Source organism: Streptomyces sp. NPDC001634 (assembly GCF_040298185.1).
Lineage (GTDB): Bacteria > Actinomycetota > Actinomycetes > Streptomycetales > Streptomycetaceae > Streptomyces.
Map to the genome: position 1 here is coordinate 23,128 of NZ_JBEOZU010000048.1, position 23,876 is coordinate 47,003.

General features: G+C 71.0%; 24 protein-coding genes and 1 pseudogene. 15 read left to right on the plus strand and 10 right to left on the minus strand.

All coding sequences use genetic code 11. The annotated features are described in order from the left end of the window. Window positions 1-116 precede the first annotated feature (116 nt). The 4 genes from ABT186_RS28280 to ABT186_RS28295 all read left to right on the plus strand — a co-directional run bounded on the left by ABT186_RS28280 (window position 117) and on the right by ABT186_RS28295 (window position 4,190). Window positions 117-1,187 (plus strand): M4 family metallopeptidase, encoded by a 1,071-nt coding sequence (locus tag ABT186_RS28280; protein ID WP_351232644.1) that lies wholly within the window; start codon window positions 117-119, stop codon window positions 1,185-1,187. 32 nt (window positions 1,188-1,219) lie between these two features. Next, window positions 1,220-1,486: a protealysin inhibitor emfourin gene (locus ABT186_RS28285; protein ID WP_351927441.1), complete on the plus strand. Its 267-nt coding sequence runs from the start codon at window positions 1,220-1,222 to the stop codon at window positions 1,484-1,486. A gap of 101 nt (window positions 1,487-1,587) precedes the next feature. Continuing rightward, a complete protein-coding gene (locus tag ABT186_RS28290) occupies window positions 1,588-2,913 on the plus strand; it encodes a GH1 family beta-glucosidase (protein WP_502973346.1) in 1,326 nt (441 codons plus the stop codon). After that, window positions 2,910-4,190 (plus strand): MFS transporter, encoded by a 1,281-nt coding sequence (locus ABT186_RS28295; RefSeq protein ID WP_351237140.1) that lies wholly within the window; start codon window positions 2,910-2,912, stop codon window positions 4,188-4,190. Before ABT186_RS28290 ends, ABT186_RS28295 begins: the two co-directional genes overlap by 4 nt. Window positions 4,191-4,280: 90 nt before the next feature. Here the strand turns inward: ABT186_RS28295 and ABT186_RS28300 are convergent, their stop codons facing one another. Further along, window positions 4,281-5,135: an NAD-dependent epimerase/dehydratase family protein gene (locus ABT186_RS28300; RefSeq protein ID WP_351237138.1), complete on the minus strand. Its 855-nt coding sequence runs from the start codon at window positions 5,133-5,135 to the stop codon at window positions 4,281-4,283. Between the two features lie 119 nt (window positions 5,136-5,254). On the opposite strand from ABT186_RS28300, the gene ABT186_RS28305 reads away from it, so the two are divergent. The 5 genes from ABT186_RS28305 (at window position 5,255) to ABT186_RS28325 (ending at window position 9,534) form a co-directional block, all read left to right on the plus strand. Further along, window positions 5,255-6,157 (plus strand): helix-turn-helix transcriptional regulator, encoded by a 903-nt coding sequence (locus ABT186_RS28305; protein ID WP_351237136.1) that lies wholly within the window; start codon window positions 5,255-5,257, stop codon window positions 6,155-6,157. Window positions 6,158-6,293: 136 nt separating this feature from the next. Next, entirely contained in the window at window positions 6,294-7,361 is a 1,068-nt protein-coding gene (locus tag ABT186_RS28310; RefSeq protein WP_351237134.1) for a PhoH family protein, read from the plus strand. 15 nt (window positions 7,362-7,376) lie between these two features. Beyond that, on the plus strand, window positions 7,377-7,874 hold the full coding sequence (gene ybeY / locus ABT186_RS28315) for an rRNA maturation RNase YbeY (protein ID WP_351237132.1): 498 nt from the start codon (window positions 7,377-7,379) through the stop codon (window positions 7,872-7,874). After that, window positions 7,871-9,178, plus strand: coding sequence for a hemolysin family protein (locus ABT186_RS28320; protein WP_351237130.1), 1,308 nt, complete (start codon window positions 7,871-7,873; stop codon window positions 9,176-9,178). Before ybeY ends, ABT186_RS28320 begins: the two co-directional genes overlap by 4 nt. Then, the gene (locus tag ABT186_RS28325) at window positions 9,175-9,534 is read left to right on the plus strand and encodes an MmcQ/YjbR family DNA-binding protein (RefSeq protein ID WP_351927443.1); all 360 of its coding nucleotides are present in this window, start codon (window positions 9,175-9,177) and stop codon (window positions 9,532-9,534) included. The genes ABT186_RS28320 and ABT186_RS28325 overlap by 4 nt, the downstream gene beginning before the upstream one ends. Here ABT186_RS28325 and ABT186_RS28330 read toward each other — a convergent pair. Beyond that, entirely contained in the window at window positions 9,496-10,947 is a 1,452-nt protein-coding gene (locus tag ABT186_RS28330) for an MFS transporter (RefSeq protein ID WP_351237485.1), read from the minus strand. The genes ABT186_RS28325 and ABT186_RS28330 overlap by 39 nt on opposite strands. A gap of 89 nt (window positions 10,948-11,036) precedes the next feature. Here ABT186_RS28330 and ABT186_RS28335 point away from each other — a divergent pair, with 89 nt between their 5' ends. The 3 genes from ABT186_RS28335 (at window position 11,037) to ABT186_RS28345 (ending at window position 13,122) form a co-directional block, all read left to right on the plus strand. Beyond that, window positions 11,037-11,906, plus strand: coding sequence for a helix-turn-helix transcriptional regulator (locus tag ABT186_RS28335; protein ID WP_351237487.1), 870 nt, complete (start codon window positions 11,037-11,039; stop codon window positions 11,904-11,906). 106 nt (window positions 11,907-12,012) lie between these two features. Beyond that, complete coding sequence (locus ABT186_RS28340; RefSeq protein WP_351237489.1) at window positions 12,013-12,366, plus strand: cytidine deaminase-like protein; 354 nt, start codon at window positions 12,013-12,015, stop codon at window positions 12,364-12,366. Between the two features lie 282 nt (window positions 12,367-12,648). Then, entirely contained in the window at window positions 12,649-13,122 is a 474-nt protein-coding gene (locus tag ABT186_RS28345) for a hypothetical protein (RefSeq protein WP_351237491.1), read from the plus strand. A gap of 195 nt (window positions 13,123-13,317) precedes the next feature. Here the strand turns inward: ABT186_RS28345 and ABT186_RS28350 are convergent, their stop codons facing one another. Further along, a complete protein-coding gene (locus ABT186_RS28350; protein WP_351237492.1) occupies window positions 13,318-13,656 on the minus strand; it encodes a P-II family nitrogen regulator in 339 nt (112 codons plus the stop codon). Then, a pseudogene (locus ABT186_RS28355) lies at window positions 13,653-13,901 on the minus strand (ammonium transporter); the annotation flags it as partial. The gene ABT186_RS28350 and the pseudogene ABT186_RS28355, both read right to left, overlap by 4 nt. A 126-nt stretch (window positions 13,902-14,027) precedes the next feature. Here ABT186_RS28355 and era point away from each other — a divergent pair. Further along, complete coding sequence (gene era, locus ABT186_RS28360; RefSeq protein ID WP_351237494.1) at window positions 14,028-14,987, plus strand: GTPase Era; 960 nt, start codon at window positions 14,028-14,030, stop codon at window positions 14,985-14,987. 544 nt (window positions 14,988-15,531) lie between these two features. Here era and ABT186_RS28365 read toward each other — a convergent pair. The 3 genes from ABT186_RS28365 to ABT186_RS28375 all read right to left on the minus strand — a co-directional run bounded on the left by ABT186_RS28365 (window position 15,532) and on the right by ABT186_RS28375 (window position 18,963). Next, window positions 15,532-16,644, minus strand: coding sequence for a carbohydrate kinase family protein (locus ABT186_RS28365; protein WP_351927445.1), 1,113 nt, complete (start codon window positions 16,642-16,644; stop codon window positions 15,532-15,534). Window positions 16,645-16,762: 118 nt separating this feature from the next. Further along, the gene (locus ABT186_RS28370) at window positions 16,763-18,070 is read right to left on the minus strand and encodes a glucarate dehydratase family protein (RefSeq protein WP_351230378.1); all 1,308 of its coding nucleotides are present in this window, start codon (window positions 18,068-18,070) and stop codon (window positions 16,763-16,765) included. Beyond that, window positions 18,067-18,963 carry a 5-dehydro-4-deoxyglucarate dehydratase gene (locus ABT186_RS28375; RefSeq protein WP_351927447.1) on the minus strand — a complete coding sequence of 299 codons (897 nt, stop codon included), beginning with the start codon at window positions 18,961-18,963 and terminating at the stop codon, window positions 18,067-18,069. Before ABT186_RS28375 ends, ABT186_RS28370 begins: the two co-directional genes overlap by 4 nt. Before the next feature lie 185 nt (window positions 18,964-19,148). On the opposite strand from ABT186_RS28375, the gene ABT186_RS28380 reads away from it, so the two are divergent. Continuing rightward, a complete protein-coding gene (locus ABT186_RS28380) occupies window positions 19,149-19,931 on the plus strand; it encodes an IclR family transcriptional regulator (protein WP_351230374.1) in 783 nt (260 codons plus the stop codon). Between the two features lie 210 nt (window positions 19,932-20,141). Continuing rightward, window positions 20,142-21,521 (plus strand): MFS transporter, encoded by a 1,380-nt coding sequence (locus tag ABT186_RS28385; protein WP_351927449.1) that lies wholly within the window; start codon window positions 20,142-20,144, stop codon window positions 21,519-21,521. Window positions 21,522-21,524: 3 nt separating this feature from the next. Here ABT186_RS28385 and ABT186_RS28390 read toward each other — a convergent pair whose 3' ends face one another. From ABT186_RS28390 to ABT186_RS28400, 3 genes are read right to left on the minus strand one after another with little or no spacing between them, the layout of a single operon-like run. Beyond that, window positions 21,525-22,553 (minus strand): adenosine deaminase, encoded by a 1,029-nt coding sequence (locus ABT186_RS28390; RefSeq protein ID WP_351230370.1) that lies wholly within the window; start codon window positions 22,551-22,553, stop codon window positions 21,525-21,527. Between the two features lie 20 nt (window positions 22,554-22,573). After that, complete coding sequence (locus ABT186_RS28395) at window positions 22,574-23,479, minus strand: ribonuclease Z (protein WP_351230368.1); 906 nt, start codon at window positions 23,477-23,479, stop codon at window positions 22,574-22,576. 6 nt (window positions 23,480-23,485) lie between these two features. Further along, window positions 23,486-23,839, minus strand: a complete 354-nt coding sequence (locus ABT186_RS28400) for a histidine triad nucleotide-binding protein (protein ID WP_351230366.1) — start codon at window positions 23,837-23,839, stop codon at window positions 23,486-23,488. Window positions 23,840-23,876: the final 37 nt, after the last annotated feature.

Below are 23,876 nucleotides of genomic sequence, written 5' to 3' on the forward strand. Positions count from 1 at the left end.
TTCTTCATGTTCCTCATAGCACTTCTTCATGGAACACACCCCTCCCACTCGCGCCTTTTCACCAATCATGGTTGCAGGTAGTGACAGGATCGTGACGCAGTGCAAGGGTGCCGCACATGACCAACAACGGGGGCTATGAGCCCGTCTTCTGCACGATCGTGCCACCGCATGTCCTCGACAAGCTCGCGCAGCACGAGGACCCCGCGCTCGCCACTCCCGCGCGCCGCACCCTGGAGCGCGACGCCCTGGAGCGCACCCGCCGCCGGCTGACCACGGTCATCGGGGCGCCCACGGTGACGCCGCCCGAGGGCGCGCCCGCCGACCAGCCGCACCGCACCATCTACGACGCCAAGCACCACCAGGACCTGCCCGGCAAGAAGGTCCGCGGCGAGGGCGACGCGCCCGGCAAGGACGCCACGGTCAACCGGGCGTACGCGGGCCTCGGCGCCACCTTCGAGCTGTACCAGAAGGCGTACGGCCGCAACTCCATCGACGGCAACGGCCTGCCGCTGGACGCGAGCGTGCACTTCGGCGTGAACTACGACAACGCCTTCTGGAACGGCGAGCAGATGGTGTTCGGCGACGGGGACAACGAGATCTTCCTCGACTTCACCATCCCGGTCGACGTCATCGGTCACGAACTCACCCACGGCGTCACCCAGTACACGGCGAACCTGGCCTACTTCGGCCAGTCGGGTGCCCTCAACGAGTCGATCTCCGATGTCTTCGGCTCGTTGATCAAGCAGTACACGCTCGGCCAGACCGCCGCCGAGGCCGACTGGCTGATCGGCGCCGGACTGCTCGCCCCGCGCGTCACCGGGAAGGCTCTGCGCTCGATGAAGGAGCCGGGCACCGCGTACGACGACGACCGACTCGGCAAGGACCCGCAGCCGGCCACGATGGACGGCTACGTGAACACCAGCCAGGACAACGGCGGCGTGCACATCAACTCCGGCATCCCGAACCACGCGTTCTACCTGGTCGCCGACGAGCTCGGCGGACATGCCTGGGAGAGGGCCGGACAGATCTGGTACGACGTGCTCACCGGCGGGCAGTTGGAGTCGCAGGCGAGCTTCACGGACTTCGCGAAGCTGACCGTGGCGGCGGCCAAGGCCCGCTACAGCGAAGGCGAGGAGCAGGACGCCGTCCTCAAGGCCTGGGAGCAGGTCGGGGTGCCGACCACGTAGCCCGGACGCCCGGCTCGTACTAGACAGGACCCATGCATATTCGGGTGAGGCGCACGGGCGGGTTCGCGGGCATCGAGCGCCGGGCCGAGGTGGAGACCTCGGGACGGGCCGATGCCCCTGAGTGGCACGCCCTGGCCGAGCGGGCGCTCGCCGCCGGCCGGGGCGCGCCGCCGGCCGGCGTGCCGGACGGCTTCAGCTACGAGATCACCGCGGACGGCAGGACCGTGTACTGCGCGGATCCCTGGCTGACCGAGGAACAGCGGACGCTGATTTCGAGGGTTCTGAAGGAAGGGGCCTGATCCGTGACGGAGGGAAGGGCCCGACCCGTGACGGAGGAAGGCGCCTGACCCGTAACAGGTCGTTCATGCCTGCCCGTTGACTTCTGTTACCGCCGGTAAGGATGATCCGGCGCATGGCGACGAACCCGATACCCCAGATCCCGGCGTTCCCCGACGGCTTCCTGTGGGGCGTCTCGACCTCGGCCCACCAGATCGAGGGGGCGGCGGACGAACGCGAGCCCTCCGTGTGGGACGTGTTCACCGCCGAGCCGGGCCGGGTGAAGGACGGCTCGACGGCGGCGGTGGCCTGCGACCACTACCACCGCTACCGCGAGGACGTGGCGCTCCTGGCCGGCCTCGGCGTGGACGCGTACCGCTTCTCGATCTCCTGGCCCCGGGTGAACTCCCCCGGCGGCCTCGACTTCTACGACCGCCTCGTCGACGAGCTGTGCGCGGCGGGCGTACGGCCGGTGCCGACCCTGTTCCACTGGGACCTGCCGGTCACGCTGGACTGGCAGGAACGGGACACGGCCTCCCGTTTCGCGGAGTACGTCTCGGTCGTCGCCGAAAGCCTCGGCGACCGCGTCACCAAGTGGATCACCCTCAACGAGCCCGCCGAACACACACTGCTCGGCCATGCGCTGGGCGCACACGCCCCCGGCAAACAGCTGATGTTCGACGCGCTTCCGGTGGCCCACCACCAGCTGCTGGCGCACGGTCTGGGCGTACGGGCCCTGCGCGCGGCCGGGGCCACCGACATCGGGATCGCCAACTCGCACGGGCCGACCTGGCCGGCGTCCGGGAAGCAGGAGGATGTGGAGGCGGCGGAGTTCTACGACGTCCTGCTCAACCGGTTGTTCTCCGATCCCCTGCTGCTCGGCCGGTACCCCGAGGGCATCGGCGAGCTGATGCCCGGCGACGTGGAGTCGGACCTCGAGGTGATCGCGGAACCGATCGACTGGTACGGGATCAACTACTACGCGCCGGCGAAGGTGGGCGCGCCGCAGGGCGCCGAGATCGAGTTCGGCGGCCTCACGCTGCCCGCCGAACTCCCCTTCTCCGTCCGTGAGATCGAGGGCCATCCGGTGACGGACTTCGGCTGGCCGGTGGTCCCCGAGGCGCTGACCGAGCTGCTGACCGGCTTCCGCGAGCGCTACGGCGACCGGCTCCCGCCCGTCGTCATCACCGAGAACGGCTGCTCCTACGAGGGCGTCGACGACCAGGAGCGGATCGCCTACCTGGACGGCCACATCCGGGCGCTGCACCGGGCGGTGGAGGCAGGGGTCGACGTGCGCGGCTACTTCGTGTGGTCGCTGCTGGACAACTTCGAGTGGGCCGAGGGGTACGCGCGGCGCTTCGGGCTCGTGCACGTGGACTACAAGACGCAGGAGAGGACACCCAAGGCGTCGTACGGCTGGTTCCGGGACGTGCTGCGGGCGCAGAGATGACGGCCGCCGATCTGCCCGCCGACCCGCCGCTGTCGCGGCCCTCGCGGGCCCTCGCCGAGCCCGTGGAGCCCGTGGGCCGGGGCTGGACGGCCGCGCTCTCGCTCGCCAACGGGGCGATCTGGGTGGGCTGGTTCGGCCCGTTGCAGATCCTGCTCGCCTCCCAGGCCAAGGACTTCGCGCCCGGCTCCGGGATGTCGAAGGAGACGATGCTGGCGTGGGTCACGGGTATCGGCGCGACGGTCTCCCTGGTCGCGAACCCGTTCTTCGGCGCGCTGTCGGACCGGACGACGGCGCGCCGGGGCCGCCGCACACCGTGGATCGTGGCCGGGACGGCGGGCGGTGCACTGTCGTTGCTGCTGCTCGCGGGCGCGGGCGGGGTGTGGACGATGACGGCGGGCTGGTGCCTGGTCCAGCTCACCCTGAACGCGGCCTTCGCAGCGGTCACGGCGGCCGTGCCGGACCGGGTGCCGCGGCTCCAGCGGGGCGCGGTGGGCGGCTGGTTGGGGGCCGCGCAGATCCTCGGGGTGGTCGGCGGGACGGGTCTGGCGACGGCGGCGGGCGGGATCGGCGCGGGTTACGTGGCGTGTGCCGTGTTCACGGTGGCGGGCGTGCTGCCGTACGTACTGCGGTACGAGGATCTGCACCTCGCCGTGGAGGACCGGCCGCCCTGGTCCTGGCGGGGCTTCCTCGCGGGCTTCTGGCTGAGCCCGCGACGGCATCCCGACCTGGGCTGGGCCTGGCTGACCCGGTTCCTGATCAACCTCAGCAACTCGCTGGTGCTGCTGTATTTGCTGTACTACCTGCGGGACCGCCTCCACTACCGCGACCCCGACCAGGGGGTGCTGATCCTGACGGCGGTGAACGGGCTGACGCTGATGGCGACGGTCGTGGTCGGCGGGGTCTGGTCGGACCGGGTAGGCCGGCGCAAGCCGTTCGTGATCTGGTCCGGGGTACTGATGGCGGTTGCGACGGCGGCGCTGTCGGCGTGGCAGACCTGGCCGGGCGCGATCGTCGCGGCGGCGCTGCTGGGCGTCGGCTTCGGCGTGTTCACCTCGGTCGACTTCGCGCTGATGACGGACGTACTGCCGAAGGCCATGGACCGCGGCAAGGACCTGGGCGTGATCAACGTGGCCAACGCCCTCCCACAGGTCGCGGCTCCCGCCCTCGCCGCACCGATCGTGACCTACCTGGGCGGCTACCGGGTGCTGTACGTGGTGTCGGCTGTGATCGGGCTGGCGGGGGCGGTGCTGGTGAGGCGGATCAGGGCGGTCGACTAGGGCCTTTCTTTCGGATCGGCTCGGCGTCGCGGACCGCCGCAAGGCACCGTCTCCATCGGCCGACCTGGTCCGAAGGACAGGCCCTGGCTGTCAGAGGGCTCCGGCATCCCGGGCGGCCCAGACGCTCGGATGGATGGGCCGGAAGCCGAGGTCCCGGCGGATCCGCCGGGTGGACATGATCCCGAACCACGGGTCGGGGTCGGTCCGGGTGTGCATGTCGGCGGGCACCTCGACGCCGTTGAGCTGGTGCAGCTCGACCGCCGTGACGGGGGCGTCGTCGGCGATGTTGTAGACGGGGCCGCTCACCGCCGGTGCGTACAGGAGGCGCATCAGCCCCTGGGCGACGTCGACGTGGTGGGCCATCTGCAGCCGCTGGGCGGATGCCCAGTTCGCGGCCCAGCGCAGCGACTGGGCGAGATGTGGGTCGCCTTCGCCGTAGACGAAGGGCAGCCGGGCGACGCGCACCTCCATCGCCTCCAGCGCGAGCAGCTCCCGCTCGGCCGCCGCCTTGGACTCGGCGTAGGCGCCCCACATCTCACCGCCGGGCCGGATCTCGTCGTCCTCGGTCATCGGACGGCCCCGTCCGGTGCCGTACACGATCCCGGTGCTGACCTGCACGAATCGCCGCACACCGGAGGCCAGGGCGGCCCGCCCCAACGCCACCGCCGCATCCCGGTTGACGGCCCATGCCTCCTCGTCCGGCACCCCGCGAAAGGAGGCGGCGACGTTCACGACCGCGTCCACTCCGGCCACGGCCTTGCCGAGGGCCTCCTCGTCCCGCAGATCCCCGACGGCGACCTGGGCGCCCAGCTCCGCGAAGGCCTCGCCACGCGCCGCGTCCCGCACCAGGACCCGCACCTGCTCTCCCTGCTGCCGCTGTGCCAGCAGCCTCGGCACGAAACGCCGGCCGACCTGTCCCGTCGTCCCTGTCACCAATGTCAGCATCGTGTGCTCCTCTCGTCGGTGACCAGCCTCGGCCGACGCCGGTGCGACCGGGAGAGACCTCTTGATCAGGGGATCGGCAGTCCCTGGATAAGCCAGGCGGACTGCCGCAGGCTGGAAGGGTGAACCGAGCCGAACTCGCCGACTTCCTGCGCCGCGGCCGCGCCCGCCTGAAACCCTCCGCCGTGGGCCTCACGGCCGGCGCGCGCCGCCGTACGCCGGGGCTGCGCCGGGAGGAGGTGGCTCAGCTGGCCGGCATGTCCGCGGACTACTACACCCGCCTGGAACAGTCCCGGGGCCCGCGCCCGTCCCGCCAGATGCTGACGGCGCTGGCCCGCGCCCTGCGTCTGACGGACGACGAGCGGGACCACCTCTTCCATCTGGCCGGCGAGGAGCCGCCACGCCACGGATGGGGGTCCCCCCTGCTCGAGCGAAGTCGAGAGCTCGGGGGAGCGTCCGCGCATGTGAACCCCGGTCTGCTGCTGGTCCTGGACCGCCTGTACGACACCCCGGCGATGGTGGCGAGCGACTGCGGCGAGGTACTGGCCCAGAACGCGATGTCCAGGGCGCTGTCGGGGGACGTCTTCGCCCGCCCACCCCGCGACCGCAACCTGATCCGCCGTTTCTTCCTGGACCCGACGGCACGGGAACTGTTCCCACCGGAGGACGTGGCCGAGCATGCCCGCGCCCATGTGGCCAATCTGCGGGCGGTGTCGGCCCGCCCCGACGGCCCGGAGCCGACGGCCCTGGTGGCCGAACTGCGTGCGTCGAGCGAGGAGTTCGCGCGGCTGTGGGATGAACACCAGGTGGCGGTGCGCCGCCAGTCGACGAAGCGCTTCCGGCACCCCTTGGTCGGCCTCCTGGAGCTGGACTGCGAGGTCCTCCTGAACCAGGACGGCCACCACATGCTCATCGTCCACACGGCCCGCCCGGGAACGGAGTCGCACGAGCGCCTCCAGCTCCTGCGGGTGGTGGGCCTGCAGGACATGTCCCCGAGCCCGCTCCTCAAACCCCGGACGAGCTGATTCGCGGGATGCGCCCCACAACCCCGTGAAAAGCCCTACGGCTCTGTCAGCCCCGCGTCGTACTCTTGAAATCGCGAGGCCGCCCTCAGCTGCGCGGCCGTATGGAGGAGGAATCGCAGGCCTACAGAGCCGGCCCATGACTCAGACACCCACAGCGCACAGCCCCGCGGAGGGACAGGCCCGAGCGCACTTCACCGTCCCCGCTCAGCACCCCATGGTCACCGTGCTGGGGTCCGGAGACTCCCTCCTGCGCGTGATCGAGAAGGCTTTCCCGGCGGCCGACATCCATGTCCGGGGCAATGAGATCAGCGCGGTCGGCGACCCGGCGGACGTCGCCCTGGTCCAGCGCCTGTTCGACGAGATGATGCTGGTGCTCCGCACCGGACAGCCGATGACGGAGGACGCAGTGGAACGCTCGATCGCCATGCTCCGGGCGAGCGAGAACGGGGAGGGCACCGAGGAGACCCCGGCCCAGGTGCTCACGCAGAACATCCTGTCCTCGCGCGGCCGCACGATCCGCCCCAAGACGCTCAACCAGAAGCGGTACGTGGACGCGATCGACAAGCACACCATCGTGTTCGGCATCGGGCCCGCCGGTACCGGCAAGACCTACCTCGCCATGGCCAAGGCGGTGCAGGCCCTGCAGTCCAAGCAGGTCAACCGCATCATCCTGACCCGCCCTGCCGTGGAGGCGGGCGAGCGCCTCGGCTTCCTGCCCGGCACGCTGTACGAGAAGATCGACCCGTATCTGCGCCCGCTCTACGACGCGCTGCACGACATGCTCGACCCCGATTCCATTCCGCGGCTCATGGCCGCCGGGACGATCGAGGTCGCGCCGCTCGCGTACATGCGTGGCAGGACGCTCAACGACGCCTTCATCATCCTCGACGAGGCCCAGAACACGAGCCCCGAGCAGATGAAGATGTTCCTCACCCGTCTCGGCTTCGACTCGAAGATCGTGATCACCGGTGATGTGACCCAGGTCGACCTCCCGGACGGCACGAAGAGCGGTCTGCGTCAGGTCCAGGAGATCCTGGAGGGCGTGGACGACGTCCACTTCTCCTGGCTGTCGTCGCACGATGTCGTACGGCACAAGCTCGTCGGCCGTATCGTCGACGCGTACGAGAAGTACGACACCAAGCACGGCACCGAGAACGGCACGCACAAGGGCGGCCGGGGCCGGTCCGGGCACAAGGGGAAGTAGAGACACGGCACCACCATGTCGATCGACGTCAACAACGAGTCCGGCACCGAGGTCGACGAGCAGGCGATCCTCGACATCGCCCGCTACGCGCTCGCGCGGATGCGCATCCACCCGCTCTCCGAGCTCTCGGTGATCGTCGTGGACGCCGACGCCATGGAGCAGCTGCACGTCCAGTGGATGGACCTGCCGGGACCGACGGATGTCATGTCCTTCCCGATGGACGAGCTGCGGCCGCCGTCCAAGGACGAGGACGAACCGCCGCAGGGGCTGCTCGGCGACATCGTGCTGTGCCCGGAGGTCGCCGCCAAGCAGGGCGCCGAGGCACCAACGCAGCACTCCATGGACGAGGAGCTCCAGCTCCTGACCGTCCATGGAGTGCTGCACCTGCTCGGCTACGACCACGAGGAGCCCGACGAGAAGGCCGAGATGTTCGGCCTCCAGGCCGCCATCGTGGACGGCTGGCGTGCGGAGAAGGGCCTGACCGGCCCGTCCCCGGCCCCGACCGTGTCATGAGCCCCCAGCTCGTCACCGGCGCCGTCGCCCTGGTCGTCGTCGCCTGGCTGGCCGCCTGCGCGGAGGCGGGCATCGCGCGCGTCTCCAGCTTCCGTGCCGAGGAAGCCGTACGCAGCGGCCGGCGCGGCAGCGACAGGCTCGCCCAGGTCGCCGCGGACCCCACCCGCTATCTCAACGTGGCGCTCCTGGTCCGCGTCGCCTGCGAGATGGCCGCCGCCGCGCTCGTCACATACGCCTGCCTGGAGGAGTTCCACGACACCGCCGAGGCCCTCCTGGTCGCGATCGCGGTCATGGTCCTGGTGTCGTATGTCGCCGTCGGCGTCTCCCCGCGCACCATCGGCCGCCAGCACCCGCTGAACACGGCGACGGCGGCGGCGTACGTCCTGCTGCCGCTGGCCCGGATCATGGGTCCGATCCCGTCGCTGCTCATCCTCATCGGTAATGCCCTCACCCCCGGCAAGGGCTTCCGCCGCGGCCCCTTCGCCTCCGAGGCGGAGCTGCGCGCGCTCGTCGACCTCGCGGAGAAGGAGTCCCTCATCGAGGCCGAGGAGCGCCGCATGGTGCACTCGGTCTTCGAACTGGGCGACACCCTCGTACGCGAGGTCATGGTCCCGCGGACCGACCTCATCGTCATCGAGCGCTACAAGACCATCCGCCAGGCCCTCACCCTGGCCCTGCGCTCCGGCTTCTCGCGCATCCCCGTCACCGGGGAGAGCGAGGACGACATCGTCGGGATCGTGTATCTGAAGGACCTGGCCCGCAAGACGCACATCAGCCGGGACGCGGAGTCCGAGCTGGTGTCCACCGCCATGCGGCCGGCCACCTTCGTGCCCGACACCAAGAACGCGGGCGACCTGCTGCGCGAGATGCAGAAGGAGCGCAACCACGTCGCCGTCGTCATCGACGAGTACGGCGGCACGGCCGGGATCGTCACCATCGAGGACATCCTGGAGGAGATCGTCGGTGAGATCACCGACGAGTACGACCGCGAGCTGCCGCCGGTCGAGGTGCTCGGCGGGGACCGCTACCGGGTCACCGCCCGCCTCGACATCGGCGACCTCGGCGAGCTGTACGGGCTCGAGGCCTACGACGACGAGGACGTGGAGACGGTCGGCGGGCTCCTCGCGAAGGCGCTGGGCCGTGTGCCCATCGCCGGGGCGTCGTCCATGGTCGAGCTCCCGGACGGCCGGGAACTGCGCCTGACCGCGGAGGCCGCGGCCGGTCGCCGGAACAAGATCGTGACCGTGCTGGTGGAGCCGGTGGGCCCGGTCGAGCCCCCGGAAGAGGAGCCGAAGCCGGAATGACCCCTCAGGAGCTGCGCGCCTTCTGTCTGTCCTTCAACGCGGCGGTGGAGGACTTCCCGTTCAACCCGGAGACCTCGGTCTTCAAGGTGCAGGGCAAACTCTTCGCGCTGTCGAACCTGGAGGCCCGGCCCCTGAAGGTCAACCTCAAGTGCGACCCGGAGGACGCGGTCCGGCTGCGCGGTGAGTACGAGGGCCTGATCGTCCCGGGCTGGCATATGAACAAGCGCCACTGGAACACCGTCACGGTCGACGGAGAGCTCCCGGACCGGGTGGTCCGGGAGCTCATCGAGGACTCGTACGACCTGGTCGTCGCCGGTCTACCGCGCGCCGACCGCCTCCGTCTCGACCGCCCCTGAGGAGCCCGTCCGGGTCCGCAGTCCCAGCGCCACCAGCACCGCCGCCACCAGCACGATCGCCGCGTCGAGGGCCATGACCGTGTGGACGCCGGTCAGCAGGTCCGAGGAGGTCGTGGCCAGGACGCCGAGCAGCGGGATGCCGACCGTGATGCCGACCTGCTGGGTCGAGGTGACCAGGCCGGTGGCCAGGCCCTGCTCCTCGTCGGGGACGCCGGACGTGACGGTGAGCCCGTAGGAGATGATCGCGCCCAGGTGGCACATGCTGGCCAGGGAGACGGCCGCCGTGGCGAGCCACACCGACCAGACATGCGCGTTCAGGCCCAGCAGGGCGGCGACCAGGGCGCCCTGCCCGATGAGCGAGCCGACCAGGGTGCGGCGGGCGCCGAAGCGGCCGATGACCTTCGGGGCGCAGGTGCCCGCCACCGCCGACAGCACGCCCTGGAAGCCGAAGACCAGACCCGTCTCGAAGGCCGACAGGTGCAGAACCTCCTGGAGGTAGAGGGTCAGTACGAAGACCACGGTCGACATCATCGAGAAGGTGACCAGACCGCCCAGGTTGCCCCATGCCACCGTGCGGCGGCGCAGCATGGGCAGCGAGACCAGGGGCGCTTCGGTGCGGGACTCGATCGTCACGAACGCCGTCAGCAGCAGCGCGCCCGCGGCGAGCGTTGCGATGACATCCGCGTGGCCGAAGCCGTGGTCCGCCGCCGTCGACAGGGCGTAGATCAGGGAAAGCAGACCGCCGGTGACCGTGATCGCGCCGGGCGCGTCCAGACGGGGACGCTCCGGGGTGCGGGACTCGGGCAGCAGACGGGGCGCGAGCGGCAGCACGATCAGTGCGAACACGGCGAGCAGGCCCATCGTGGAGCGCCAGCCGAGCGCGTCGGTGAGGACGCCGCCGGCGACCATGCCGACCGTGAAACCGAGGGACAGCAGCGTGCCGGAGATACCGAGGGCGCGGTCGCGGGCCGGGCCCTCGGGGAAGGTGGTGGTGAGCAGGGACATGCCGGTGGGGACGATGGCGGCAGCGCCCAGGCCCTGGAGCGCCCGGCCCGCCAGGAACGACGTCGGGTCCCAGGCCAGCGTCGCCAGCAGCGAGGCCGCGCCGAAGAGGGTCAGCCCGGCGAGGAACAGCCTGCGACGGCCGTAGAGGTCGCCGATACGGCCGAACAGGAGCAGGAAGCCGCCGGACGGCAGCGCGAACGCGGTGACCGCCCACTGCAGTGCGGACCGGCTCATGCCCAGGTCCGCGCCGAGCACCGGCAGCGCCACGTTCAGGACGGAGAAGTCGAGCGCGACCATGAACTGGGCCGCGCAGAGCACGAAGAGGACGAGTTTGTCGCGCGTCGACAGCCGGGGGTTGTCGAGCGGTGGGGTCGTCGGGGTGGTCGAGGTGGTGGTGTCGATCGCCATGGGCAAGAGCCTCGGGCGAACGGAATATCCGTGGGGAGTCGGAACTTATCGTGGTGGTGGCACCACCAGACAGTACGAGGGGGAAGTACGTGCCTGAGGATGCGCTCAAGAGCCATCGGCTGCGGGAGTTGCGCGAGTTCCTGATGAGCAGGCGGGCCCGGGTCACCCCGGCGGAGGCAGGGCTGCCCGACGGCGGGGCGAGGCGCCGTACACCCGGGTTGCGCCGCGAGGAGGTCGCCGTGCTCGCCGGCGTGGGCGCCTCCTGGTACCAGTGGCTGGAACAGGGACGGGACATCTCCGTCTCGCCGCAGGTCCTGGACTCCGTCGCGCGGGTGCTGCGGCTGAGCAACGCGGAGCGGCGCCATCTCTACATGCTCGCCGGGCTGAACCCGCCCGCGCCCGAACCGGCGGCCGACCACGGCTGCGAGGGCCTGCGGCGGCTGATCGACACATGGATGCCGTATCCGGCCCACATCATGGACATGTACTACAACTGCGTGATGTACAACGAGGCCGCGGGCTGGGTGCTCGGTATGCGGCCCGAGATCACGCAGAACTGCATGGTCGACTTCTTTACCGACCCGCTGTACCGCTCCCGCACCAACAGCTGGGAGCGGAACGCGCGCACGGTGGTCGCCCAGTTCCGGGCGGCGAGCTCGGCCCGCCCCGACGACGAGGGGTTCCGGGCGCTGCTCGACCAGCTGAAGGACGCGAGCGCGGAGTTCCTGGAGCTGTGGGAGCAGCGGGACATCCAGGACGCCGGGGTGATCCGCAAGGAGCTGGACCATCCGCTGGCCGGTCTGCTGTGCGTCGAGTCGACGGCGTTGAAGGTGCCGGCCCGGCCCGATCTGACGATCGTGCTGCACACCCCGCTGGACGAGGCGAACACCGCGGCGAAGCTGGAGTGGTTGGCGTCGCCGGAGGGCAGGCGCGGGGCGATGTATCCCGTCGCGGGATGACCTTGGACGTACCCGTTGCGGGATGACCTTGGACGTCCCGGTCGCTGGATGACCTTGGACGTACCCGCTGCGGGATGACCATGGCCGTTCTTCGTATGCTCGGGGCATGACCGACAGCAACGCGCTCGACCCCGAGGACCGCAAGATCGTCACCCTGGCCCGTTCCGCGCGGGCCCGCAACAGTGTGCCCGAGGGGGCCGCTGTACGGGACGAGACCGGACGTACGTACGTCGCCGGGACCGTCGCCCTGGAGTCGCTGAAGCTGAGCGCGCTGCAGACGGCGGTGGCGATGGCGGTGGCGTCCGGGGCGAAGTCCCTGGAGGCGGCGGCGGTCGTCACCGAGGCCGAGGGCGCGTCCGCGGAGGACCGGGCGGCCGTACGGGACCTGGGTGGACCCGATACCCCGGTTCATGTGGCGGGGCCCGACGGAACGGTTCGTGTGACGGTGACCGCGGGCTGAGAGCCCCTGTACCGTACGACTTCGGCCACTTTTCCTGACCCTTGAAGAAACCGCCCGGCATCCCTTGCAATCCCAAGGCCCCGGCGCATCAATGGAATCGCTAGTTCCGACGGACCGTCAGATTCACGCCGCGCAGCGTGCCGCACCCCGCTCGCGGATGGCCCGCGTACACGCCTGCCTGCACCCGTCACCGTGATCCCGTGACGCCCCCGTGTGCGCGGCCCGCGGCGGTCCGTTCGGCCGTCCCCACATGGCAATTCCCGTACCAGGGAAGGGATTCCGATGAAACGCAAGCGACTCGGCACGGGCACGGCGTTACTCGCGGCGGTCGCCGCGGCCGGCCTGGCCTTCACCCAGACCGCGGCCGCCGTCACTCCCCAGACGGCGACCATCACCGCCGACTGCGGCAGCTTCGGCGGCGGCGCGGCCACACTCACGGCGACACAGGACGGCACCGCCGCCACGATCACCGTCACGTCCTCCGCGCTCACCGCTCCGATCGCGCTGGGCCAGGACTCGATCTCGTCCACTCTCTCCCTGGTGAAGGCGAACGGCGATACGACCGTCTTCAGCGGTACGAAGAACCCGGCCATGGCGGCCGGCGACTCCGTCACGGTGGGCCCGCTCGACGGCACCGTGGCCTCCGGCGACAGCCTGGAGGCGTACGGCGGCTCACTGCAGATGACGGTCTTCGGTATCACCATCACCTGTACGGCGACCGGGCCGCAGTCACCGGGTCCGTTCGTGTTCGACTAGCCGCGCGTTCGGGGGAGCCCGCCGGGCCCGTGGGCCGGTGCCGTCCGGACGAGGGGCGGCACCGGCCCACGCACCGGGCGCACCGAAGAGCGCGAAGGACACGCGCGAGTCGGCGAGCGCGACCTTTCTTCGCGCTGCCGTGGCTGGTGGCGGCGGTGGTGTTCGCCGTGGGGGTCGTGACAGGGGTGGCGACGGTCAGAGCGCGTCGGGGCCGCGCTCGCCGGTCCGTACCCGCACCACCGTCTCCACCGGCAGCGCCCACACCTTCCCGTCCCCGATCTTCCCGGTCTGCGCGGCCTTCACGATCGCGTCGATGACGGCGTCGGCGTCCGCGTCCTCGACCACGATCTCGATCCGGACCTTGGGCACGAGGTCGACCTGGTACTCGGCACCGCGGTACACCTCGGTGTGGCCGCGCTGACGGCCGTAGCCGCTCGCCTCCGTCACGGTCAGGCCGTGCACGCCGATCTCCTGGAGGGCGGTCTTGACGGCGTCGAGACGGTGGGGCTTGACGATCGCGGTGATGAGCTTCATGCCTGGGGCGTGACCTTCTGCGTGGCGGCGGGGACGGAGTGGGCGACCGGGGCGCCATGGCCCAGGACCCCGTGATCGTAGGCGGTCTCGGCGTGCACCGTAAGGTCCAGGCCGGTGTGCTCCTGCTCCTCGCTCGCGCGGAAGGCCATCACCCTGTCGATCAGCTTGGCGATGCCGTACGTGACGCCGAAGGCGTACGCGACGACGACCACGGCCGGCAGCTGCTTGCCGAGCGGGGCGAGCCCGCTCGGCGTGGGCATCTGTCCGAGTAGTTGACCTTGAACTTCCAGCTCACCGCGTATGAGCTTGGCGTCCTTCTTGGGGGTCGGCAATCGGCCGGTTGTGCGGCGGGGCTCTTTCGATCAGGGACAATGGGCGCCATGAGCGTTCGCAGTCAGTCATCCGAGCCGTCCGAGGCCACCCACCGCGCCGGCTTCGCCTGCTTCGTGGGCCGCCCGAACGCGGGCAAGTCCACCCTCACGAACGCTCTGGTCGGGCAGAAGGTGGCGATCACCGCGAACCAGCCGCAGACGACGCGGCACACGGTACGGGGGATCGTGCACCGGCCCGACGCCCAGCTCATCCTGGTGGACACCCCCGGGCTGCACAAACCGCGCACGCTGCTTGGCGAGCGCCTCAACGACGTCGTCCGTACGACCTGGGCCGAGGTCGACGTGATCGGCTTCTGTCTGCCCGCGAACGAGAAGCTCGGTCCCGGGGACCGCTTCATCGCGAAGGAACTGGCGTCGATCAAGAAGACGCCGAAGATCGCGATCGTCACGAAGACCGACCTCGTGGACAGCAAGAGGCTCGCCGAGCAGCTCATCGCGATCGACCAGCTCGGCAAGGAGCTGGGGTTCGAGTGGGCGGAGATCGTGCCGGTGTCGGCGGTCGGCGACAAGCAGGTCGACCTGCTGGCCGACCTGATCGTCCCGCTCCTGCCGGAGGGGCCGGCCCTGTACCCCGAGGGCGACCTGACGGACGAGCCCGAGCAGGTCATGATCGCCGAGCTGATCCGTGAGGCCGCACTGGAGGGCGTACGCGACGAGCTCCCGCACTCCATCGCCGTCGTCGTCGAGGAGATGCTCCCGCGCGAGGACCGGCCCGCCGACAAACCCCTCCTCGACATCCACGCCTTCGTCTACATCGAACGCCCCAGCCAGAAGGGCATCATCATCGGCCCCAAGGGCAAGCGCCTGAAGGAGGTCGGTATCAAGTCGCGCAAGCACATCGAGGCGCTGCTCGGGACGCCGGTGTTCCTGGACCTCCATGTGAAGGTGGCGAAGGACTGGCAGCGTGACCCGAAGCAGCTGCGCCGCCTGGGCTTCTGAGGGGTTTTCGCCCCCGCCCCTACCCGTCCCACCTCCAGGGGCTCCGCCCCTTCGACCCCGCTGGGGGCTCGCCCCCGCACGCCCGCGGGGACTGCGTCCCCTGCACCCCTCGCGGGGCTCCGCCCCCGCACCCCGCTGGGGCTACCGCCCCAGACCCCCTTTTCGGGGGCCAGCCCCCGAACCCCCGCTCCTCAAACGCCGGAGGGGCTGATATTCCCCGGCCGGGCCCGAGCCTTTCAGCCCGTCCTAGAGGTCCCCCCTGCTCAAGCGAAGCCGAGAGCTCGGGGGAGTTCGAGGACAAGGCCGTTCAGGCCAACAGCCGGGGTCCGGGGGCGGCAAGCCCCCAGGGACAGGAAGGGTAGGGCTGATTTTCCCCCGCCGGGCCTGAGCCTTTCAGCCCGTCGTGGGGGTCCCCACTGCTCGAGCGAAGCCGAAAGCTTGGGGCAGTTCGAGGACGAGGCTGCTCAGGCCAACAGCGGGGGTCCGGGGGCGGCAGCCCCCAGGGACGGGAAGGGTAGGGGCGGCGGGGGCGGAGAACCCCGGGTCACGCCGAGCGGCGGAAGCCGATTGTCGGGACCGCCCGGCGGCGGGGCCACGGCGGGATCTCCTCCTCCGGGACCAGATCCTCCAGGAACGCGTACCGCCGCAGCGCCGCCGGGTCCTGGTTCTCGTAGGACTGGACCTTGCGCCACCACGCCCCGACCTCGGACCAGCCGGGCGCCGAGAGCGAGCCGCCGAACTCCTGCACGGACAGCGCGGCCGTCAGGCCCGCGAAGGCGAGGCGGTCGGCCAGCGGCCACTCGGCCAGGGTGCCGGTGACGAAGCCCGCCACGAAGACGTCGCCCGCGCCCGTGGGATCCAGGGCCTCCACGGCGATCGCGGGCACGCTGGCGGCCTCCCCGGTCCGTCCGTCCACCGCGTACGCCCCCTCCGCACCAAGGGTGACCACGGCCAGCGGCACGAGTTCGGCGAGCCGGTGCGCGGCGGCGCGCGGGCAATCGGTGCGCGTGTACCGCATGGCCTCCTCGGCGTTCGGCAGAAAGGCCTCGCAGCACGCGAGGTCGGACAGGCCCGCCAGGTCCCAGGCCCCGGTGTCGTCCCAGCCGACGTCGGCGAAGATACGGGTGCCCCGCCCCGCGGCCTCGGAGATCCACGGGGCGCGGTGGCCCGGGGTCAGTGAGGCGACGGCGGCCCGGGCGCGGGGCGGGCAGGCCGGCGCGGGCTCCTCCGGTGGCGGCTCGTGGCCGTGGGAGACCATGGTCCGCTCGCCCTCGTAGGCCATGGAGACGGTGACCGGCGAGTGCCAGTGGGGAACGGTCCGCGACGGCGAGAGGTCGATGCCCTCGCCCTGCTCCAGGGCGTCCCAGCAGTACTCGCCGTAGTGGTCGTCCCCGAAGGCCGCCGCCAGGGAGGTCTTCAGGCCCAGGCGGGCCAGCGCGGTGGCCATGTTGGCGACGCCGCCGGGGCTCGACCCCATCCCTCGCGCCCAGGACTCGGTTCCGCGCACCGGGGCGGAGTCGAGCCCGGTGAAGATGATGTCGAGGAAGACGGTCCCCGTGAGGTAGACGTCCCAGGGCGGGTCTCCGGGGGCGCGCAGGGCGGCCAGAGGGTCGATGTGGGGGTGACGGTACGGTCCCTCTCCGATGAGCGCAGTCACGGTGGCTCCCTGGCATGGTGCGGATCCAGCCAGTGTGCACCACCGTCCCTGCGGGCGGTCCGGATCACGCTGGAGCCGCCGTTTCGGGGGCCGGTTCGCCTACGGGGGCGCTGCGGCGCTACCAGCGAGGCACCACCGGCGTGACCCAGTCGGGGTCCGCCACACGCATCGCCGCGTCGTCGTCGCGGTCGCGCAGGGTTCCGTCGTCGGCGAGCCAGCGCTCGTGGAGGGCGGCCAGCCGGTCGCGGTCCAGCGTGACCCCCAGGCCTGGGGCGTCCGGAACCACGATCGTGCCGTCCTGGAAGGTGAGGCGCTCGGTGATGACGTCCTCGGACTGCCAGGGGTAGTGGGTGTCGCAGGCGTGATGGAGACCGGGCACGGTCGAGGCGACGTGCGTCATCGCGGCCAGGGAGATGCCGAGGTGCGTGTTGGAATGCATGGACACCCCGACCCCGAACGTACGGCAGATCGCGGCGAGTTCACGGGTGTTGCGCAGCCCGCCCCAGTAGTGGTGGTCGGAGAGCACGACCTGGACGGCGCCGCGCGTGAACGCCTCCTCGATCTCGGCGAACGTGGTCACGCACATGTTGGTGGCGAGCGGCACGCCGGTCCCCGCGGCGACCTCGGCCATGGCGGGCGTGCCGAGGGCCGGGTCCTCCAGGTATTCGAGGACGTCGCCCAGCTCCCGGGCCACCTTCAGCGCGGTCTGAACGGACCAGGCGCCGTTCGGGTCCAGCCGCAGCGGATGCCCGGGAAACGTCTCGGCGAGGGCGCGGATCGCGGCGACCTCCTCGTCCGGCGGAAAGACGCCGCCCTTGAGCTTGAACGACGTGAAGCCGTACCGCTCCTTGAACGTCCGGGCCTGTGCCACGACTCCCGCCGGATCGAGGGCCGCGCCCCAGTCGTCCTTCTCGCACACCACGCCCCCGGGGTGGCCGGCCCACTTGTAGAAGAGGTACGCGCTGTACTCGACCGCGTCCCGGACCTTGCCGCCGAGCAGCGCGTGCACGGGCAGGCCGAGTGCCTTGCCGAGGGCGTCGAGGCAGGCGACCTCGAAGGCGGAGACGACGGACAGCCGCAGCTTGTCGGCGGTCTGGACACCGCGCAGCCCGCCGACGTCGACCTGGTCACGGGTCCGGGAACGGTCGACGGCGACCTCGTCGGCGACGGTGAACAGACCGTTGAGGTCCGTGATGTGACGGCCGATCAGCCGGTCGGCGAAGGGCCGGGCCAGCTCCAGGTACTTGGTGTCGCCGTATGTCTCGCCGACCCCCGTGGTCCCGTCGGCGGTCACCACCTCCACGATCAGCCGGGGGGTGTACGGCTGGTGGACGCCCTGTGTGTTCAGCAGCGGCGGGTCGGCGATCAGGATCGGGGTCAGGCGCACCTCGGCGACGGAAAGGTCACGGGAGGTCTCGGCGGTCACAGGGCGGCTCCTACGAGGTCGAGTCCGGTGGCGAGCAGGGTCCTGAGGTCGGCCAGGTCGGCGGCCGAGGGGTCGGTGAGCGGGGCGCGCACGGGTCCCACCGGGCGCCCGCGCAGCCGGGCCGCCGCCTTGACCAGCGACACGGCGTATCCGGGCACCCGGTCTCGGAGGGCGACGAGCGGGACGTAGAAGTCGCGCAGCAGTGTGTCCACCGTGCCGTCGTCGCCGTCGCGCAGGGCGGTGAAGAAGGCGTTCGCGATCTCGGGTGCGAAGGCGTGGACGGCGGAGGAGTAGGCGGGGACGCCGACGGCGGCGTACGCGCGTGCCTGGATCTCTGCGGTGGCGGCCCCGTTGAAGAACAGGAAGTCCCCGGGGGCGGAGAGGGTGAGCCGTTGCAGCCGGTCGAGGTCGCTGTGCCCGTCCTTGAGTCCGATGACGCCGGGGATCGCGGTGATGCGCCGGAACGCCTCGACGCCGTAGGCGACCTGGCCGCGCTGGTAGGCGACGATCGGGAGCCGGGTGCGGGCGGCGATGTGCTCCAGCTGCGCGACGAGCCCGTCCTGCGGGGCGGCGACGAGGTAGTGCGGCAGGACGAGCAGCGCGTCGGCGCCGACGTCCTGCGCGATCCGCGCGAACCGTACGGCCTGCGCCCAGCCGTATCCGGTCCCGGCTACGACGGGCACACAGCCGCCGGCCTCCTCCACCGCGGCGGCGACGACCTGCGCGTACTCCGCCTCGTCCAGGGAGAAGAACTCGCCGGTGCCACAGGCCGGGAAGAGCGCGCCGGGCCCGGTGGCGAGCTGCGCCGCGACATGGGCGCGGAAGCCGTCCGGATCGAGCGAGCCGTCCTGGTGGAAGCTGGTGAGCGGGAACGACAGGACCCCCTGCGCCATACCGTCCCTCAGCCGCCGTACCACGGAATCCGTGTCCGCATCCCTACCGCCGCCCACGCCGCGCTCATCTCCCTATATAGACGTCATCCATGTATGAAGATGAAGGTTAGATAGCCGAAATGGGCCCGTCAATGGCCGGGTGCGCGGCGGCCATCGCCCTCCCCCGCCCGGATTACGATCGGCGCATGTCAGACACAGGGGGCGTCCGCGAGGTGAAATCGGCCGCACGCACGGTCGAGCTGCTTGAACTGCTCGCCGCGCGGGTCGACCGCCCGGCACGCCTGCAGGAGCTCGCGGACGAGCTCGACGTGCCGCGCAGCTCGATGTACGCCCTCCTGCAGACCCTGATCTCGCGGGGCTGGGTGCGTACGGACGTCACGGGCTCGCTCTACGGCATCGGCATCCACGCCCTGCTGACCGGCACGAGCTATCTGGACTCCGACCCGCGCGTCCGCGTCGTACGCCCTTATCTGGACGAGGCGTCGGAGGCGCTCGGCGAGACGATCCACATGGCGCGCCTCGACGGCACTGACGTGGCGTATCTGGCGACGCGCGAGTCGCACGAATACCTGCGCACGATCAGCCGGGTGGGCCGGCGTCTGCCCGCGCACGCGGGCGCGCTCGGCAAGGCACTGCTGGCGGAACGGCCCGACAAGGCGCTGCCGGAGGGCCCCTACGAGGCGCTCACCCCGAACACGCTCACGTCCCGCGCATCCCTGCTGGCGGACCTGGCCGCGACCCGCGAGCGGGGTCACTCGATCGACCGCGAGGAGGGCGTCATCGGCATCGTCGGTTTCGGCTTCGCCCTCCGCTACGACACCCCGGCCCAGGACGCCATCAGCTGCTCGGTGCCGGTGGCCCGGCTGACACCGGGTCACGAGGAGCGGATCGTGGCGGTGATGCGGGAGATCCGGGCCCGGATCGAGGGGATCGCACCGGGCGGTGCGGGCGCACCGCACTGGCGCTGAGACACGCGACGGGGCGACACAGGCGCCTCGAAATTCCCTCTGCTACCCGACCTCACCAGCCCCAAACCAACATGTGATCCACATCACACACCCCGCCCTTCTTCTCGAACCACGCGCTTGATACAAATTGCCCGCGCGTTCCTGTCGGTCGACGGACGGCGCCCCAACCCCCTTTTCTGAGCCGCTCTTTCCGCACGCCCTGGAACGCCCGTGTCTTCCCGCACCGCCCCGCCCTGGCCCCTCGTCGCCCTTTTCACGGCCGGGTATCTGGCCGCGTACCTCCTGCCCACCACGGTCGGCAGGCTCGACTCCGGCCTTCCGCTCTCGGCCACCGAGGCCGGCTCCATCGGCAGTGCCCTGCTGCTGAGTTCGGCCTTCGCGGGGTTCCTGCTCGCCGCCCATGTCCACCGCATCGGCCCCCGTCGGCTCGCCCGCGCCGGTCTGCTGCTCGCCGCCGTCGGCTACGGCACCGCCGCCCTCAGCCACAGCATCCCCGTCGTCGTCGCGGGAGCGGTCGCCGGCGGTTTCGGCTCCGGCACGGCCACCACGGTCGCCGCGACCGGAATCGCGGCTCAGCGCGACCCGCACCGCGCGTCCACGCTGGGCCTGCTCAGTGTCTCCGCGCTCGCCGGGGCGGTCTATCTGACCGTCCCCCACCTCGGCCCGGGCCACGGCCTCCCGCTGGCCGCCATCGCACTCACCGCCCTGCTGGTGTGGCCCGCGACCGGCCGCCTCACCGCCTTCGCGCCGACGACCACGGCTCCCCTCGGGACCGGGGAGACCGGCCGCCTGCCCCATCTGCGCTCCGGCCTCGTCCTGGCCGCCGGCATCCTGTGCTGGTCCCTCGCCCAGAACTCGCTCTGGGGCGTCAGCGGACGCATCGGCCTCACCCAGGCACACCTCACGGAGGTCACCGTCGGCGCGGTCTTCGCGATCGCGCTCGGCGCGGGACTGCTCGGTGTGATCGGCGCGGGCGTGCTCGGCCCGCGCCTCGGCCGTGCGCTCCCCATCGGCGCGGGCACCGCGCTCATCGCCGGCTGCATCGCGCTCAGCGCCTCCGCCACCGGCCTCGGCACCTTCGCTGCGGGCGAGATCGCCTGGAACACGCTCTACCCGATCGTGCTGTCGTATCTGATCGGCCTCGCCGCCTCCCTCGACCAGCGCGGCCGCTGGGCGGTCCTCGTCGGCTCGGCGTCCTCGCTCGGCACGGCGGCCGGCCCGCTCATCGGCAGCGTGCTGTCCGCGCGGGCGGGTTTCCCGGCGATGGGCGCGATCCTCGCCGCCGGACTGCTGGCGATCACGCTCCCGCTGACCGCGGTGGCCCTGCACACCGGCGGACGCCCGCTGCTGCCCGGCGCGGTACGCCGCCGGTGGGGGTACCCCTTGCTCGAAGAGCTTGCGGGAGGCACCCCGGCCGCCGTCGTCGCCGCGTCGACGGGCACCCCGTCGGGCCCGGTCCCGCCGGTCGGCGCACCCGAACAGCCTGTCGTGGAGATCCGGTTGGACGGACCGGCACGCACGGCGCAACAGACCTACGACACGGCAGGACCCCGGCAGGCAACCGCCACACCGGGGCCCGGAACCCACTAGGTCCTATCCGAACTCGTACGCGTCCACCTCGGCCAGGTAGCGCGCCCGGCGCTCCTCGTCGTGCTCCAGGAAGGAAGCGACGAAGGAGTTGCGAGCCAGCTCGCGCAGCCGGTCCTCGCCGAGGCCGAGGGTGGTCCGCACGGCGTCGAAGTTGTCGCCCGCGTATCCGCCGAAGTACGCGGGGTCGTCGGAGTTGACGGTGCACAGCAGCCCGGCGTCGAGCATCGCGGGCAGCGGGTGGTCCGCCAGGGTGTCCACCGCGCGCAGCCTGACGTTCGACAGCGGGCAGAGCGTCAGCGGCACCCGCTCGCGCACCAGCCGTTCCACGAGTGCCGGGTCTTCCATACAGCGCAGTCCGTGGTCGATTCGTTCTACGCCGAGGACGTCGAGGGCCTCCGTGATGTACTCCGGCGGCCCCTCCTCACCTGCGTGCGCGACCCGGCGCAGCCCGAGGGCGGCGGCGGCCTCGTACACCTCGCGGAACTTCACCGGTGGATGTCCGACCTCGGCGGAGTCGAGGCCGACGCCGGTGATCCGGTCGAGGTACGGCTTCGCGGCCTCCAGCGTCTCGAGCGCCGACTCGGCGGACTCGTCACGCAGGAAGCACATGATCAGCTGGGTGGAGACGCCGTGGCTCTCCTCTCCCCCACTCTCGGCTTCGCTCGAGCGGGGGGACCCCCATCGGCCGAGCGCGCGCCACAGCCCCTCGACGATCGTGCCCATGCCGACCCCCCGGGCGAGGTGCGCCTGCGGATCGAAGAAGATCTCGGCGTGCCGCACCCCCTGCGCGGCGGCGCGCGCGAGGTAGGCGTCGGCCAGGTCCGCGAAGTCCTGTTCGGTCCGCAGTACGGCCATGAGCTCGTAGTACAGGTTCAGGAAGGACTGGAGATCCTCGAAGGCGTACGCCTTGCGGAGTTCGTCCGTGTCGGCGTACGGCAGCGTCACGCCGTTGCGCGCGGCCAGCTCGAACGCCAGCTCGGGCTCCAGAGTGCCTTCGATGTGGAGGTGCAGTTCAGCTTTCGGGAGGGGCATCAAAGCATCGTACGGCCGCTTTACCGGCGTTTCGGAACCGGCACCCGCATCAGGTCGTGCGCAACGGTCAGTTCCTCCTCGAACCCGGCGGCCCGCGCCTGCCGCTCGAACTCCTCGGGTTCCGAGTAGCGCTGGCTGAAATGGGTGAGCACGAGGTGGCGCACTCCGGCGTCCGCTGCGACGCGCCCGGCCTGACCGGCGGTCAAGTGCCCATGATCGACGGCGAGTTCGGCGTCCTCGTCCAGGAACGTCGACTCGATGACGAGCATGTCGCAACCTTCGGCGAGGGCGTGGACACCGTCGCACAGCCGGGTGTCCATGACGAAGGCGAACCGCTGCCCGCGCCGCACCTCGCTGACGTCGTCGAGCGACACACCGCCGAGGGAGCCCTCCCGCTGTATCCGCCCGACGTCGGGCCCCTTGATGCCGTGCGCGGCGAGCCGCTCGGGCAGCATGCGGCGCCCGTCGGGCTCGACGAGCCGGTAGCCGTAGGACTCGACGGGGTGGGAGAGGCGACGGGCTTCCAGGATGTACGCGGGGGTGACGGCGAGGGTCCCGTCCGCGTCGACCGGTGCCTCGGTCAGCTGTACGGTCTCGCGGTACGCCGTCGCATAGCGCAGCCGCTCGAAGAACCGCTGCCCCGACTTCGGGTAGTGCGCCGTGATCTCGTGCGGCACCTGGTCGAGGTTGATGCGCTGGATGACTCCCGCGAGCCCCAGCGAATGGTCTCCGTGGAAGTGCGTGACGCAGATCCGGTGCAGGTCATGGGCGGCGACCCCGGCGCGGAGCATCTGCCGCTGGGTGCCCTCGCCGGGATCGAAGAGGATTCCCTCGCCGTCCCAGCGCAGCAGATAGCCGTTGTGGTTGCGGTGCCGGGTCGGGACCTGGCTGGCGGTGCCGAGGACCACCACTTCACGTACGGACACGGCTCGTTACCCGGGGGGCCACTGCAGGCCACGGCCGCCGAGGACGTGGGCGTGCGCGTGCCAGACGGTCTGCCCCGCGCCGCTGCCGGTGTTGAAGACGACGCGGTAGCTCTCGAGCTTCTCCAGCGTGGCCACCTCACCGGCCTCGCGGAGCAGATCGGCGGTGATGGCCGGTTCGGCGGCGGCGAGGGTGGCGATGTCCCGGTAGTGGACCCGGGGGATGATCAGCACGTGGGTCGGCGCCTGGGGGTTGATGTCCTGGAAGGCGACGGTGTTCTCGGTCTCCCGGACGATCGTCGCCGGGATCTGTCCCGCGACGATCTTGCAGAACAGGCAGTCGTCCTGCGGCTCTCCCGCCATGTGCGTGCCTCCTCAGACAGACTGATCACTACGACGG

What these genes read in the sequence shown, in the direction of transcription:
- ABT186_RS28310 (WP_351237134.1), top strand. Translation starts at nt 6,294, where the DNA reads ATGACTCAGACACCCACAGCGCACAGCCCCGCGGAGGGACAGGCCCGA.
- ABT186_RS28295 (WP_351237140.1), top strand. Translation starts at nt 2,910, where the DNA reads ATGACGGCCGCCGATCTGCCCGCCGACCCGCCGCTGTCGCGGCCCTCG.
- ABT186_RS28290 (WP_502973346.1), top strand. Translation starts at nt 1,588, where the DNA reads ATGATCCGGCGCATGGCGACGAACCCGATACCCCAGATCCCGGCGTTC.
- era (WP_351237494.1), top strand. Translation starts at nt 14,028, where the DNA reads ATGGGCGCCATGAGCGTTCGCAGTCAGTCATCCGAGCCGTCCGAGGCC.
- ybeY (WP_351237132.1), top strand. Translation starts at nt 7,377, where the DNA reads ATGTCGATCGACGTCAACAACGAGTCCGGCACCGAGGTCGACGAGCAG.
- ABT186_RS28340 (WP_351237489.1), top strand. Translation starts at nt 12,013, where the DNA reads ATGACCGACAGCAACGCGCTCGACCCCGAGGACCGCAAGATCGTCACC.
- ABT186_RS28300 (WP_351237138.1), bottom strand. Translation starts at nt 5,135, where the DNA reads ATGCTGACATTGGTGACAGGGACGACGGGACAGGTCGGCCGGCGTTTC.
- ABT186_RS28390 (WP_351230370.1), bottom strand. Translation starts at nt 22,553, where the DNA reads ATGCCCCTCCCGAAAGCTGAACTGCACCTCCACATCGAAGGCACTCTG.
- ABT186_RS28345 (WP_351237491.1), top strand. Translation starts at nt 12,649, where the DNA reads ATGAAACGCAAGCGACTCGGCACGGGCACGGCGTTACTCGCGGCGGTC.
- ABT186_RS28375 (WP_351927447.1), bottom strand. Translation starts at nt 18,963, where the DNA reads ATGGCGCAGGGGGTCCTGTCGTTCCCGCTCACCAGCTTCCACCAGGAC.
- ABT186_RS28400 (WP_351230366.1), bottom strand. Translation starts at nt 23,839, where the DNA reads ATGGCGGGAGAGCCGCAGGACGACTGCCTGTTCTGCAAGATCGTCGCG.
- ABT186_RS28285 (WP_351927441.1), top strand. Translation starts at nt 1,220, where the DNA reads ATGCATATTCGGGTGAGGCGCACGGGCGGGTTCGCGGGCATCGAGCGC.
- ABT186_RS28320 (WP_351237130.1), top strand. Translation starts at nt 7,871, where the DNA reads ATGAGCCCCCAGCTCGTCACCGGCGCCGTCGCCCTGGTCGTCGTCGCC.
- ABT186_RS28330 (WP_351237485.1), bottom strand. Translation starts at nt 10,947, where the DNA reads ATGGCGATCGACACCACCACCTCGACCACCCCGACGACCCCACCGCTC.
- ABT186_RS28380 (WP_351230374.1), top strand. Translation starts at nt 19,149, where the DNA reads ATGTCAGACACAGGGGGCGTCCGCGAGGTGAAATCGGCCGCACGCACG.
- ABT186_RS28350 (WP_351237492.1), bottom strand. Translation starts at nt 13,656, where the DNA reads ATGAAGCTCATCACCGCGATCGTCAAGCCCCACCGTCTCGACGCCGTC.
- ABT186_RS28280 (WP_351232644.1), top strand. Translation starts at nt 117, where the DNA reads ATGACCAACAACGGGGGCTATGAGCCCGTCTTCTGCACGATCGTGCCA.
- ABT186_RS28325 (WP_351927443.1), top strand. Translation starts at nt 9,175, where the DNA reads ATGACCCCTCAGGAGCTGCGCGCCTTCTGTCTGTCCTTCAACGCGGCG.